General features: G+C 50.9%; 7 protein-coding genes and 1 pseudogene. 6 read left to right on the top strand and 2 right to left on the bottom strand.

All coding sequences use genetic code 11. The features are described from left to right. The 3 genes from DW083_RS04210 to DW083_RS04200 all read left to right on the top strand — a co-directional run bounded on the left by DW083_RS04210 (position 1) and on the right by DW083_RS04200 (position 4,600). The gene (locus DW083_RS04210) at positions 1–1,752 is read left to right on the top strand and encodes a TonB-dependent receptor (protein WP_122331547.1); all 1,752 of its coding nucleotides are present in this window, start codon (positions 1–3) and stop codon (positions 1,750–1,752) included. Between the two features lie 178 nt (positions 1,753–1,930). Continuing rightward, the gene (locus tag DW083_RS04205) at positions 1,931–3,259 is read left to right on the top strand and encodes an MATE family efflux transporter (protein WP_122331546.1); all 1,329 of its coding nucleotides are present in this window, start codon (positions 1,931–1,933) and stop codon (positions 3,257–3,259) included. A 63-nt stretch (positions 3,260–3,322) separates the two neighbouring features. Further along, on the top strand, positions 3,323–4,600 hold the full coding sequence (locus DW083_RS04200; RefSeq protein ID WP_122331545.1) for an O-acetylhomoserine aminocarboxypropyltransferase/cysteine synthase family protein: 1,278 nt from the start codon (positions 3,323–3,325) through the stop codon (positions 4,598–4,600). A gap of 117 nt (positions 4,601–4,717) precedes the next feature. Here DW083_RS04200 and DW083_RS04195 read toward each other — a convergent pair whose 3' ends face one another. Both DW083_RS04195 and DW083_RS04190 read right to left on the bottom strand, forming a co-directional pair. Then, a complete protein-coding gene (locus DW083_RS04195) occupies positions 4,718–5,077 on the bottom strand; it encodes a hypothetical protein (RefSeq protein ID WP_115499396.1) in 360 nt (119 codons plus the stop codon). A 457-nt stretch (positions 5,078–5,534) separates the two neighbouring features. Next, positions 5,535–6,671, bottom strand: a complete 1,137-nt coding sequence (locus DW083_RS04190) for an aldose epimerase family protein (protein ID WP_199659139.1) — start codon at positions 6,669–6,671, stop codon at positions 5,535–5,537. Between the two features lie 137 nt (positions 6,672–6,808). Here DW083_RS04190 and DW083_RS04185 point away from each other — a divergent pair, with 137 nt between their 5' ends. The 3 genes and pseudogenes from DW083_RS04185 (at position 6,809) to DW083_RS23545 (ending at position 13,895) form a co-directional block, all read left to right on the top strand. Beyond that, positions 6,809–7,603, top strand: coding sequence for a thymidylate synthase (locus tag DW083_RS04185; RefSeq protein WP_122331543.1), 795 nt, complete (start codon positions 6,809–6,811; stop codon positions 7,601–7,603). 41 nt (positions 7,604–7,644) lie between these two features. Continuing rightward, complete coding sequence (locus DW083_RS04180; RefSeq protein WP_122331542.1) at positions 7,645–8,142, top strand: dihydrofolate reductase; 498 nt, start codon at positions 7,645–7,647, stop codon at positions 8,140–8,142. Positions 8,143–8,238: 96 nt separating this feature from the next. Next, a pseudogene (locus tag DW083_RS23545) lies at positions 8,239–13,895 on the top strand (alpha-2-macroglobulin). The last annotated feature ends 591 nt before the right edge of the window (positions 13,896–14,486 follow it).

Here is a 14,486-nt window from a genome sequence, read left to right as displayed (position 1 = left end):
ATGAAGACAATATACAACATCAAAGCACTGTGTGTGATGGCCCTGTTAGGAAGCGTCGCAACCGCCGGTGCACAGGAAGACAAGACGAAGGAAAAAGACCTGAACCGGGAAATGACACTCGAACGCGAGTACGACCCGACCGTACAGGATGCCAGCAAGGTGAACACGCTCCCGGTCATCAAAGAACCGGTTGTCAAGAAGATGCCGATCGACTACGCTACTTTCACAATTCCTACGGAACCGGAAAAAGAGATCAGCCTGCTTCCTTCGGGAAACATCATGACGGACATCCAATACAACAAGCGCCGGGGTTACTTCAACTTCGGAGGCGGCACCTACCTGAACCTGAACGGTGACTTGGGCTATCATATCCTGAGCACCGACAAGGACAAGCTGAACATCTGGTTCTCACATCGCTCGACGAATGGGAAGGTGAAATATTTCGACACGGACTTCGACAAGGTAAAGGCTAAGTTGAACGACAACATGGGCGGCCTCAACTTCAAACACGCCTTTGATAAGATGTCATTGGATATGGGGATCAAATATGGATACTCGGCATTCAATTACTACGGTCTGCCGATCGCTAACCCCGTATCCTCGGCGACATTGGACCCGGACAAGTTCGACCGTGAAACCAATCAGGTAAACCAGACGATCCAGGCAAAGATCGGCATCGAGTCGAAAGAAGATGCGCCCGTCGGCTATATGCTCGACTTAGGATATACAAACTTCTCGCACAAATATGCATTGAGCAAGGATCAGGACGGACCGACCGAACATACGTTCGACGTCAAGTTCGACTTGAACGCCCGTTTCGGTGGCGAGCAACGGATCGGATTAGGCGGTAACGTGGAATATTTTAACTACAGCCTGCCAACACTGAACGGACAGGAATATCTGGAATTTGAGAACCATGCCGAAGCAACCCTTTCTCCTTATTATAAGGTGGCGGGAGACAACTGGAATTTGAAATTAGGTGCTAACGTGATGTTTGTAACCGGTGATAACAGCAAGTTCATGGCTTCGCCCAATATCGCGGCGGATGTGGAAGTGGCCGACAAGACGCAACTCTACCTTGTTGCCGGCGGTAAACTCTACTCCAACAGCATGTACGATATGTCCCTGATCAACCGTTATATAAATCCGACGATGGAACTGCTTCCTTCGCGCAATTACCTGGACGGTACGGTCGGCATCAGAAGCGGTGTCGCTCCCGGTTTCTGGTTTGATGTATTCGGCGGTTATAAGATCACGAGTGACGAAGTTTTCTTCGTTCCGACGCTCCTTGCTCCAAGTATGCAAGGCGGTATTTTTGCCAACACCGGCACAGCTTTGCAAGCGAATGCCAAACAAGCATTCGGAGGCGTGAACCTGAAATACAGCTACCAGCAATTATTCGACATCAACCTGAAAGGCGTTTACAACCATTGGAGCGTAGACGACCTCGATAACGCTTACGGCAAACCCGAAATGGAAGTGACGGCAGGTGTGACAGTCCGCCCGATCAGCCAGGTCACCGCATCTTTGAATTATTACCTGGCCACCGGACGCAAGACTTACTTAGGAATGTCCGGCGAAGAAAAGATGAAGAACATCAACGAACTGAATCTGACCGGTTCATACACGCTGAACGACACCTTCGGCCTGTATCTGAAACTGAACAACGTCTTGTTCCAGAAGTACGAACTCTATTACGGCTATCCGCTCAAGAGTTTCAGTGCAATGATTGGCGTGAACATTAATTTCTGATTCATCTGCAGATAAACTTCATAACAAAGCCTCGCGGTGCTTCCGTGAGGCTTTATTATTTATGGATTCCACGTCAAGCTCTGGATTGAAGCACTATTGGCACCTGTAATGAAAGATTGAACGGTTTTAGTCTATTTATTTTATTGTTGGTATCTTTGCAACCAAATACGAAACGGACATGCAAGGGACAAAGAATCTGACGGAAGGACCTATCAAGAAGCAACTGTTTAACCTGGCACTTCCCATAATGGGGACCTCGTTTATTCAGATGGCGTATAGCATCACCGATATGGCTTGGGTGGGACGTCTGGGCAGCGAAGCGGTGGCGGCAGTCGGAGCTGTCGGTATTCTGACGTGGATGACGAGTTCCATCTCCTATCTGAACAAAGTAGGTTCGGAGGTCAGCGTTGCGCAAAGCATCGGGGCGCAGGAGGCGGAAGAAGCCCGGAACTTTGCTTCCCACAACCTGACTATCGCGCTGATTATCTCGATCTGTTGGGGATTGCTGCTGTTCGCCCTCGCGCATCCTGTCATCGGTTTCTTCAAACTGGATGCCGCCATTTCGGCACACGCTGTGTCTTACTTGCGGATTATCTCAACGGCTTTTCCTTTCGTACTCCTGTCGGCGGCCTGTACCGGAATTTATAATGCGGCGGGGCTGAGCAAGATACCGTTCTACGTCAGCGGAAGCGGATTGATAATGAATATGATACTCGATCCGCTGTTCATATTTGGCTTCGGGATGGGGACGGACGGAGCTGCCTGCGCGACCTGGCTGTCGGAGGCGACTGTCCTTGCGATTTTCATTTATTACCTGAAAAAGAGATACAAACTGTTCGGAGGCTTCTCCTTCTTCGTCCGACTGAAGAGCCGGTACAGCAAACGGATCTTTCAGTTAGGACTTCCTGTTGCGATGCTGAACAGCCTCTTTGCCGTCATCAACCTTATGATGGCGCGTACGGCGTCGACCTACGGCGGACATATCGGACTGATGACACTGACTGCCGGAGGTCAGATCGAGGCGCTTGCCTGGAACACCTCGCAAGGGTTCAGTACGGCACTGAGTACCTTTGTCGCCCAGAACTATGCCGCCCGCAAGAAGGAGCGCGTCCTCGGGGCTTATCATACGACATTGAAGATGACGGCGATATTAGGAGTCTTTTGTACTCTGTTGTTCGTCTTCTTCGGCAGCGAACTGTTCTCCCTGATTGTCCCGGAAAAGGCGGCTTACGAGGCGGGCGGCATCTTCCTCCGCATCGACGGTTATTCGATGATCTTCATGATGCTTGAGATAACGATGCAGGGCTTGTTCTACGGGACAGGCCGCACGGTTCCGCCAGCCATCATCAGCATCACGTTCAACAGCCTGCGCATCCCGATGGCGATCGGACTAACAGCCATGGGACTGGGAATAGCGGGTGTCTGGTGGGCAATCAGCATTTCCAGCATGCTGAAAGGAATCGTCTTGTTCGCCTGGTTCCGTATTTTACAGAAGAAGATATTGTGATAGTAACGAACTATTCCTTATTTTTGCCGGATAATAACAAATACTTAGTAAAACATTACCATAATGAACAATCCATTAAAGCCGGAAACCCTCTGTGTGCAGGGAGGCTGGCAACCGAAAAAGGGAGAACCGCGCGTCCTGCCCATCTATCAGAGTACGACATTCAAGTATGACACCAGTGAACAGATGGCCAAACTGTTCGACCTGGAAGAAAGCGGATATTTTTACACTCGTCTGCAAAACCCGACCAACGACGCCGTTGCGTCTAAGATTGCTGCTTTGGAAGGCGGTGTAGGCGCCATGCTGACCTCTTCGGGACAGGCTGCGAACTTCTATGCCGTATTCAACATCTGTGAGGCGGGCGACCACATGGTTTGTTCTTCTACTATCTACGGCGGAACGTTCAACCTGTTTGGCGTGACGATCAAGAAATTGGGCATCGACGTGACATTCGTAGACCCGGATGCGCCGGAAGAAGAGATATCGGCAGCTTTCCGCCCGAACACGAAAGCGCTGTTCGGCGAGACAATGTCCAACCCGGGCATGAGCGTGCTGGATATCGAGAAGTTCGCCCGCATCGCCCACAGTCATGGCGTTCCTTTGATTGTCGACAATACCTTCGCCACACCTATCAACTGCCGCCCGTTCGAATGGGGAGCAGATATCGTGACCCACTCTACGACCAAATATATGGACGGCCATGCGACAAGCGTCGGCGGCGCAGTAGTAGACAGCGGTAACTTCGACTGGGATGCCCACGCAGACAAATTCCCCGGCCTGACAACTCCGGACGAATCCTATCACGGCCTGACCTACACGAAGGCTTTTGGCAAGATGGCCTATATGACAAAGGCGACGGCACAGTTGATGCGCGACTTAGGCTCCATCCAGTCTCCGATGAACTCATTCCTGCTGAATCTGGGACTTGAAACCCTGCATTTGCGTATGCCGCAGCACTGCAAGAACGCCCAGCAGGTTGCCGAATGGTTAGAAGCAAATGAGCAGGTGGCTTGGGTCAACTTCCCCGGCCTGAAGAGTAATAAGTATTATGAACTGGCTCAGAAATATATGCCGAACGGCACTTGCGGTGTCATCGCTTTCGGCCTGAAAGGTTCCCGCGAAGATGCCATCCGCTTTATGGACAACCTGAAGATGATTTGTATCGTTACGCATGTGGCCGACGCCCGCACCTGTGTCCTCCACCCTGCCAGCCATACGCACCGCCAGTTATCGGACGAACAGCTGATCGAAGCAGGCGTAGCTCCCGACCTGATCCGCCTCTCCGTCGGTATCGAAAATGCCGGCGATATCATTGCCGACATCGAACAGGCGCTGAAATAGTATAATTTACCGGACGCAGATAACGCAGATGACGCAGAGTAACGCAGATAATATTTATTTTAATAATAAAAGTCTGCGTTACTCTGCGTCATCTGCGTCCGGTACTATGTATTGACTTTATTCCGTCCGGCTGATTGTGAGGATCTCAGAAAATGAGATAGGCCATTCGATTGCATTCATCAGGGTTTCAAATGCAATCCGAAAATTGAGGGGAACATGAGTATAACCGGAATAGAAATCACAGACAGTCAACGCAAGTAGCATCTTCTTATTGTAGTGCATGCCTTTCAAGACAACCAGGCTGGACAAGACCGACGCCGAACGCGCCTGTTCGAAGTCAGAATCGGCTATATTCATTTTCCCTTTCAATGATTGATAGTGACGGCAAGCCTCTATATCGTCTTCCGCCCCCATAGCCTTCATAACATCCAGTAAAACACAACATATTGCAATTCTTTCCGATTCACCTGAGCTCATACTGCTATTATTGCCGCCCTGCTCCCCTATGTTTGGCATCTATATGTTAAAAAGCGTGGGAACTGTAATCTACTATTCGAAACTGAGGCATCGCCAAACACCCATCGGACAAATAATAAACAACAGCCCACGCTTTATTCTATATACACGAGTATATATAACAAGCGTGAGCGTCCAGTTGTCTATTATCTTTGTCCGAGTTGAAAGTTGGCGATTTTCAGTTCCAAAGATAATATCTTAAACGCTTAAAGCTTCCTACCATAAAACAGCCGAAAAGTCAAAGCTCCGACGATTTTAGGTCTGCCACAAAGATAAGCAAAAACGATGAACTATATAGTTTACAAAGAAACATTAACAGATATGAATCTAAGATTTCCCGCAACCAAAAAGGGCGGCCTTTTACAGCCGCCCTCCCCAATCTTCCGATTGTCAAAAATCCCCCTTAGATATCGTGTAATTATTTCTCTACCGTAAACTTATAAAGGCATTCGCTGAAGTATTTCTCACCCGGACGCAGCACTACACTCGGGAAATTCGGCTGGTTGGGAGAGTCGGGATAATGCTGTGTTTCCAGGCACAAAGCACCGCGATGCGGATAGACAACACCCAGTTTTCCCTTATCGCCGGCTTTCGCCATTGCGTTTCCGGCATAGAACTGGATACCCGGTTCGTTAGTATAGACTTCAAGACCGATGCCGCTTTTTGCCGATACGGCTTTTGCAGCCAAAACATTCATGTCACAATTATTATTCAAGACCCAGTTATGGTCATATCCTTTACCTCTTACCAACTGTTCGAACGGCTCATCGATATGTGCACCGACAGCAACCGGCTGGCGCAGATCCATCGGAGTACCGGCTACATCTTCCAACACTCCGGTCGGAATCAGTGTCTCGTCTACCGGAACATATGTGTCGGCATTAATCATGATCGAGTGGTCCAGAATCTGGGAACCCGGAACGCCGGAAAGGTTGAAATAGCTGTGATTAGTCAGGTTGACAACGGTCGGTTTGTCTGTCGTAGCCTCGTATTTGATATCGACGGCATTGTCGTTTGTCAGCGTATAGGTAACCTTTACGTTCAGATTACCCGGGAAACCGGCTTCACCGTCTTTGGAAAGATAAGTCAGTTCGACAGTCTGGTCGTTCACCTGTTTGGCATCCCAAACAACTGTGTGGTAACCGTTCGGGCCGCCATGCAGGCAATGGCCGTTGTTGTTCAGCGGAAGCTGGTAGTCGTTGCCGTCCAATGAGAACTTACCGTGTGCGATACGGTTGCCATAACGTCCGATCAACCCGCCGTAGTTGTTATCAGGATTGTCGACATACTGCTGGATATTGTCGTAACCTAAGACGACATCCGTCATCTTGCCGTCTTTGTCGGGCACCATAACCGAAACCAGGCGTCCTCCCCAGTTTGTTACACAAGCTTCTGCACCATTCTGGTTTTTCAACACATATAATGCGGTCGGTTTTCCTTGTACTTCTGATACGAAATCAGATTTCATCAGTCCAGAAAGAGTGGCTTCCTCTTTTTTCTCCGCACATGACAATAAAACACACATTGCCATGACAGCCATACATAGTCTCTTCATCTTCGATACTAATAAATTAATGTTTGTTAGATATGCTGGCAAATATACAGTATTATTGTCAAAAACAAACGATGCTGCTGAATAATGTTGTTTAATACAAATCACTTTCGTACATTTGTGATGCTTAATAGAGAAAAATGAAACAATATTTAGATTTACTCGATCGTGTCCTCCGTGAAGGAGTTAAGAAAGAAGACAGGACCGGAACCGGTACATACAGTGTGTTCGGACATCAGATGCGCTTCAATCTGGAAGACGGTTTTCCTCTGCTAACGACCAAGAAACTGCATTTGAAATCCATTATATATGAACTGCTATGGTTCCTCCAGGGCGATACCAACGCAAAATACCTGCAAGACCATGGTGTACGTATCTGGAACGAATGGGCGGATGCAGACGGTAACTTAGGGCATATCTACGGTTTCCAATGGCGTTCATGGCCGGACTATAAAGGCGGCAGCATCGACCAGATCAGCGAGGCGGTGGAAACAATCAAGCACAATCCCGATTCGCGCCGCATCATCGTCAGCGCCTGGAATGTCGGGGATTTAGACAATATGAACCTGCCTCCCTGCCATGCATTCTTCCAGTTTTATGTGGCAGACGGACGTTTGAGCCTGCAGATGTACCAGCGCAGTGCCGACATCTTCTTAGGTGTTCCGTTCAACATCGCGTCGTACGCACTGTTATTACAGATGATGGCTCAGGTGACAGGCCTGAAAGCCGGAGATTTCGTACATACGCTCGGTGATGCGCATATCTATACGAACCACATCGAGCAGGTGAAGTTGCAGCTGACACGCGACCCGCGTCCGCTCCCCCGTATGGAGATCAACCCGGAAGTAAAAGACATATTCAGCTTCCAATACGAAGACTTTACTCTGACAGGATACGACCCGCACCCACATATCAAGGGTGAAGTGGCCGTCTAAATAAAAATAAAGACAGCAAGATTATTTAATTCGATAAGTTTATGAGTACTATTTCAATTGTAGCAGCTATTTCCGACAACAATGCTATCGGGAAGAATCTGGGACTGCTCTGGCACATGCCGGCAGACATGAAGCGTTTTAAAGACCTGACAACAGGCCACGCCGTAATAATGGGACGTAAAACTTTCGAGTCTTTACCTAAAGGCGGACTGCCCAACCGCAAAAACGTAGTACTGACGACCATGCCGGAAGCCGGTTTCGTCAATTGCTTCGCTTGCGAATCGATGCACGACGCTTTGGATATTTGCGAAAAAGAAGAAGACATCTTCATCATCGGCGGTTCCTTAGTTTACAGACAAGGATTAGGCATTGCCGACAAGATGTATCTGACCCGCGTACACGGCGAGTTCCCCGATGCAGACGCGTTCTTTCCGGTTGTCAACTGGGATCTGTGGGAAGAGGTGGAACGCCAGGAATTCGAGGCAGACGAGAAAAATCCGTACCCCTACACATTCCTGACTTACGTACGTAAAAAATAGAATTACTCCTATTTAACAGTAGTTTTACAACTTTTTGCTCTTTCTTTGTATCTATACACTAAAGGTTGTTTGTTTAACAAGTAAACTCATATAGATATGAAGATAAGAGCATTTATTGTTTTAGCCCTGATCGCTTGCGGAATATTGTCTACGGTATTCTACGTGCAGGCAAACCGGGCCTCCCTCGATGAGAAGGCGATAACAGAAGCCATCCAAACGAAAAACACGCCGCAGTTAATCCAGTCGCTTATTACGAAGATGAAGAATCAACTGGAGAAAGACAGCGAGACTTTCCCCGAACTGATAAAAGAGTTGGAAACATATACCGCCGTATGTCCTGATTCGGCCTCCGTCGCCATACTCCACTCCATGATTGCGGAGATGTATAACAACTATTACAGACAGAACCGCTGGAACATCAACCAGCGGACGGAACTGGCCGGTTACGTGCCCGACAATATCCGCGAATGGACCTCCAACCTCTTCACAGAAAAGATTAAACAGGAACTGACGCTCTCCCTCGAACCCGCCCGTTTGCTGCAACAGACACCGGTCGGCCAATACAACCTGATCCTGAAGAAAGGGAAAGACAGCCCCGAACTCCGTCCGACACTGTACGACTTCCTAACTTTCCGCGCCATCGAGATACAGCCGGCGGCAGAATGGTATAACGACCTGATCGCTTTCCGCCGCACCCAGCCGGAAAAGAAACCCCTGCTACTGGACGAATTGGACTACTGGCAATATAAATACGACAGCAGGCTGACAACCGCGGCAGACTATAAAACCGCATTAGACAGCCTGTTCCAGGTGTACGGAAAAGAACCGTTTGCCATCGAAATAGAGATCGCACAGATGCATCGCCTCCAACGCGAACGCTATCAGGGCAACAAAGCGCACCAGGATTCCATCCAGGCCGCCATCTATGCACTTTGCAAGGAAAGCATCGCCCGATATGCCAAAAACGACCGCGTCAACGCGTTCAAGAACCAATTAGGGCAAATGGAAATGCCCGTCCTGAACGTCGAATCGCAGAACAACGTCTATCCGGGAAAGAGCCTGACGCTCCGGATCAGATACACCAACACCCCGCAACTGACAGTCCGCATCTACAAAAGCCTCCGTCAGCCGCAGGAAGCCTGGCGGAACTATAATAAAAACAGCAAGAACATGCTGGGCGAGTTAGTGAAAGAGCAGACGTTCAAAATGAATATGCCCGACACCTACACCGAAGGCGATTCCACACTCTCCATTCCGATGGATAAATTAGGATTATACGAATACGTCATCACGGTTCCGGGCAAGCAACTGACCGTCTCCAACCGTTTCAGCGTGAGCCGCCTGGCCGCCCTTACCCGCAGCCAGACGAACAACTCGGAAGTACTCGTCACCGACCTGGAAAGTGGCAAACCCATCGAAGGCGCAACCGTGATCTACTACAAGACCGATATGATGAAGGGAACGCTTCAACGCCAGGGAGAAGTGAAAACAGACCGTTTAGGAATAGCGGTCCTTCCCGCCAAAAAGAAGATCGAACAAATCCGTCCGGTCTTCCGCGATGACACCGCTTCCATCATCACGAGCATCTATCCTTACGGCTCCTTCCGTCCGGAAAAGGAACAGGTGGAACTGTCTCTTTTCACAGACCGCGGCATTTACCGTCCGGGACAGAATGTCTTCTTCAAAGGCATCGCTTACGTAAAAGACACGGACGATCCGCATGTTGTGGCGGGACGAACCTATACCGTCACCTTGCGTGATGCCAACTACAAGGAAGTGGCAACTAAAGAACTCACGACCGACAAGTTCGGCTCCTTCAACGGCGAGTTTACCATACCGGCGCAGACATTAAGCGGCAGCTTTACCCTCGTGTCGGAAAGAGCCCGCACGAATATACGGGTGGAAGAATACAAACGTCCAACCTTCAAGGTGGACTTCCTGCCGATCAAGGAAGAGGTAACATTCGGCAAACCGGTCAGGATTACGGGTGAAGCGCAGACATTCTCCGGCATCGCCCTTCAGACAGGCGAGGTCAACTGGACCATCACCCGCCGCCCGTTCTGGGCACGTTTCTACATGCCGAATCCATTCGATTATACAACCGAGCAGGTCGCCAACGGAACGGCAAAGGTCGACAGCAAAGGCTACTTCTCCCTCTCCTTCGTTCCCGAACGGCCGGAAACGACCGGCATGCGTCCTGCCTACCAGAGTTATGAAGTAACGGCAACCCTGACCGACAGCAAAGGGGAAACGCAGGAAGCGCAATACACCTTCTCCGTAGGCGACACCGGCATCCTGTTGGATATCCAAATGCCCGGAGAGGAAATGGAAAACGACTCCGCCAAAGCGGTGATAACAGCCTATACGGTAAACAGGCAGAAAGCATCCGCCGAAGGCAGTTACACGATTTACTCCCTGTCAGACGAGAAAACAGAACCGGACCAGTTCGGCATGGATCAGTATAAGATAGACAAACTGATGACCGTCGGCACCTTCATCACAGGAGACGAACTCTCGCCCGCCCTGTTCCGCAACCTCCCGGCCGGACGTTACCGCTTGGAAGTGAAAGCGACCGACTCCAACGGAAAAGAAGTTTCCGCTAACCAGGACTTTATCCTCTACAGCCGCCGGGACAAACGTCCGCCGGTATTCATGCACACCTGGCTGATCGAGGAGCGCACGACCTGTGAGCCGGGAGAAGACGCCGAGTTTGTGTTCGGCACATCCGACAAGGATGCACACGTCTTATACGAAGTCTACAGCAGCGACCGGAAATGCACGGAACGGAAATACATCCGGATGAGCGATGAAAACCGGACGTTCCGCCTCCCGTTTAAGGAAACGGACGGAGACGGGTTTACCGTCACCTTCACCTTTGTCAAGGAAGGAAAGATGTACGTCAAGCAGGTTCCCGTCTACCGCCGCCAGCCGGACCGGAGACTGAATATCCTGGCCGAGACATTCCGCGACCACCTGTTGCCGGGCAGCAAGGAGAACTGGAAATTCCGTATTACGGATGCGGACTCCGTCGCCGTCACAGCCGAAGTGTTAGTCAGTATGTACGACGCATCATTAGATAAGATCATGCCTTTCGGCTGGTCATTCGTCCCCAAAAGATATATTAATCTATATGCCCCGCAATTCTCGGAAGGGACAGCCTTTACAAGCAACAACAAGTACGAGACGGGGACAAACAAGAACCTGCGCATACCCGAATACCAGTACGACCGCCTCAACTGGCAGGATGTATTGTCTTTAGGCTCCCGCTACGGAAGTAACCGTGTCTACGCATCCGGAGTCATGATGAAATCGGCGGCTGCCCCGGCTGTGGCCGAAGCCTCAGTATCACAGACGACAGCGCCGTTCTGGAAGAATCCGCCGTACAGGCCGACCAGGGCGTTGCGGATATCATTGCGGAAGAGGAACTGCCCGCTCCGATCAAGCTACGCGAAAACTTCGCCGAAACCGCCTTCTTCTATCCGGCACTCGTGACCGGCAAGGAGGGCGACGTTGCGTTCAGCTTCACGATGCCCGAAAGCAATACGACCTGGAAACTGCAACTGTTAGCACAGACGGAAGACCTGAAATACGGCTACCTGTCGCGCGAGATCATCACCAGCAAGCCGCTGATGGTGACCCCGAACCTGCCGCGTTTCCTGCGCCAGGGCGACGATGTGACAATCACGGCACAGGTCAGCAACCAGTCCGGCGAAACCCTCAGCGGACGCGCCAGCCTGGAACTGTTCGACCCAGAGGGCGACCAGCCGGTCGTCTGCCTGACCAAATCGCAGAAACCATTTACCCTGGCGACCGACAGCACGACAACCGTCAGCTGGTCTTTCCGCGTCCCCGCAGCGGCGAATGGCGTTATCGGCTGCCGCATCATAGCCGATTCGGACAAGGGAAGCGACGGCGAACAGCACCTTATCCCGGTTCTCTCCAACGAGATATTAGTGACGGAAAGCACCCCGTTCTACCTCTTCGACAAGAACGAAGAGGTGATCCGCCTGAAAGACCGTAGAGACGCACGGCCGTTCCGCACGACACTCGAACTGACGGCCAACCCCATCTGGTACGCCGTCCAGGCCCTGCCGACCCTCACGCAGCCGGAAGACGACAACGTCATTTCCTGGTTCGCCTCTTACTACAGCAACACGCTGGCAAGCTACATCGCGACGGCCCATCCACGCATCCAGCAGGTCATCAGCCTGTGGAAAGCACAGGGCGGAAACGCCTCCACGCTCTATTCCAACCTCGAAAAGAACGCGGAACTGAAAGACATCCTCCTGCAGGAAACGCCCTGGGTATTAGAAGCAAGCAACGAGACGGAGCAGAAACAACGCCTCTCCCTCCTTTTCGACCTGAACCGGGCAGCCGGGCAGCGGGAAATCGCCCTCCGACGCCTTCTCGACCTGCAAAGGCCGGACGGCGGGTGGAGCTGGTTCAAAGGCATGTATCCAAGCCAGGAAATCACACTCTATATCCTGAAAGGAATGACCCAGTTGGTGCAGTTGAACGCCATCGGGTATAACCAGCAGGAAAAGGAGATGCAGATGAGAGCGCTGAAGTTCATCGACCAGCAAATCCAGTCCGACTACAAAGCGCTCCAAAAGATCAAGAACTGGCAGAAAAACGAAATTTCTCCCTTGGAAATCGAATACCTGTTTGTCCGCAGCGCCTACCGCGACATCCCGGAACTGGGTTCGGCCCGCGAAGCGATCCGCTACTACACGAACTTAGCGGAAAAGCAGTGGAGCAAACAATCCATCTACGGAAAAGGTGAAATCGCCTGGCTGATGCTCCGCAACGGCAAGAAAGAAGTTGCAAACAACATCCTCGCCTGGTTGCGCAAGACGGCGACCACATCCGCCGACCGGGGCATGTATTGGGCGAACAACCGGAGCGGCGCAAGTTTCTTCACCTCACCGATCGACACGCATTGCCTCTTGATGGCCCTCTTCAACGAAACGTCGGCCAACCGGCAGGAGACCGACCGGATGAAGCAATGGCTCCTCAGCCAGAAACAGACGCAAAACTGGCCCTCCGTCCCGGCCACAGTCAACGCCATCTACGCCTTGCTGCTGACCGGAAGCGACTGGCTGAGCGACAGCAACACCTGCACCGCCGAATGGGGCAAGGAAACCTATAGCACCACAAACGGCGAGTTGGCCACCGGCTACCTGAAAGTCACCCGTTCGGAAGAAAAAGCCGTTGCATCCGGCGGAAACACCATCACCATCCGCAAGGAAGGCGCCGCGCCTGCCTGGGGAGCAGTCTACGAACAATACCTCCGGAACATCAACGACATAAAGAAACAGAAAGGCGCGCTGAACGTCGAGAAGATGCTCTTTGTCGAGACGAACAACGGTTCCGAACGTCAACTGCGTCCCGTCACGCCCCAGCAGCCGCTCCGTGTCGGCGACAAGGTTATCGTACGCCTGACTGTCCGCACCGACCGCACGATGGACTACGTCTTCCTGAAAGACCTCCGCGCCGGATGTTTCGAACCGGCTGCCCAGCTTTCCGGTTCGACCTATCGGGACGGAGCCTGGTATTACCAGTCGCCGACAGACGTCTCGGAAAACTTCTTCTTCGACCGTCTGCCCCAAGGCACATACGTCCTGGAATATGCCGTATATGTATCTCGCCCAGGTGAATACGCAGGCGGCATCAGCACGATCCAATGCCTGTATGCTCCCGAGTTCGTGTCGCATACGGAAGGAGGACTTTTAAAAGTCTTAGCTTCGGAGTGATTCGTATAAGGACAAGCTGTTCCCAAATAATAAGAGGTTGCCCGCAGCCAGGCTATAAAGTCGGGTGATGCGGAGAGCAACCTCTTGTTTATAAAAGTGATAATCTGTTAAATTGACAATAACCCCCATTTCGGACGTTTTTCTATTTCATCTGAAATCTTGATCGATTTTGGATTGACTCTTTTCATAGTTTAAGCTCCCCTTTCTGACAATAGGAAAAACGAGGTGCGCAGCCCGTTCCAGAAAGCGTGCAATTTGATTACCGGGAGGTGAAAACACCAGCAAAGTGATAAACCTTAACTCCTGGAGAATCGAATATTTGCGGACTAAGGCGGACGGCGTTCCAAATATCCCAAGGAATTTATGAGGGCTTGTCACCGTGAAGTGCGCAGAAAATTGCCGTGAAGTAACGCTTCATCGCTCTGAAGGTTGACTTCGCGCTATATGAAGTCAACCTTCAGAGCAACAAAGTTCCGGATCAGAGCAATAAAGTCCCTTTTCATGACGATAAAGTGCCTGATCATAGGAAAAAGCCCCTTTTTGACAACTGCAAAGCAGATTAACATTTGTTTTGTTTCGAATATCTTTCGA

Origin of the sequence: Parabacteroides sp. AF48-14 (genome assembly GCF_003477465.1) — a bacterium.
GTDB lineage: Bacteria > Bacteroidota > Bacteroidia > Bacteroidales > Tannerellaceae > Parabacteroides > Parabacteroides acidifaciens.
The sequence above is the reverse complement of the archived record's forward strand: the minus strand, read 5'-3'. Positions and strand labels throughout refer to the sequence as shown.

Excerpts from the sequence above, each read along its gene's own strand:
- DW083_RS04195 (WP_115499396.1), bottom strand. The coding sequence starts at position 5,077 with ATGAGCTCAGGTGAATCGGAAAGAATTGCAATATGTTGTGTTTTACTG.
- DW083_RS04205 (WP_122331546.1), top strand. The coding sequence starts at position 1,931 with ATGCAAGGGACAAAGAATCTGACGGAAGGACCTATCAAGAAGCAACTG.
- DW083_RS04200 (WP_122331545.1), top strand. The coding sequence starts at position 3,323 with ATGAACAATCCATTAAAGCCGGAAACCCTCTGTGTGCAGGGAGGCTGG.
- DW083_RS04190 (WP_199659139.1), bottom strand. The coding sequence starts at position 6,671 with ATGAAGAGACTATGTATGGCTGTCATGGCAATGTGTGTTTTATTGTCA.
- DW083_RS04180 (WP_122331542.1), top strand. The coding sequence starts at position 7,645 with ATGAGTACTATTTCAATTGTAGCAGCTATTTCCGACAACAATGCTATC.
- DW083_RS04210 (WP_122331547.1), top strand. The coding sequence starts at position 1 with ATGAAGACAATATACAACATCAAAGCACTGTGTGTGATGGCCCTGTTA.
- DW083_RS04185 (WP_122331543.1), top strand. The coding sequence starts at position 6,809 with ATGAAACAATATTTAGATTTACTCGATCGTGTCCTCCGTGAAGGAGTT.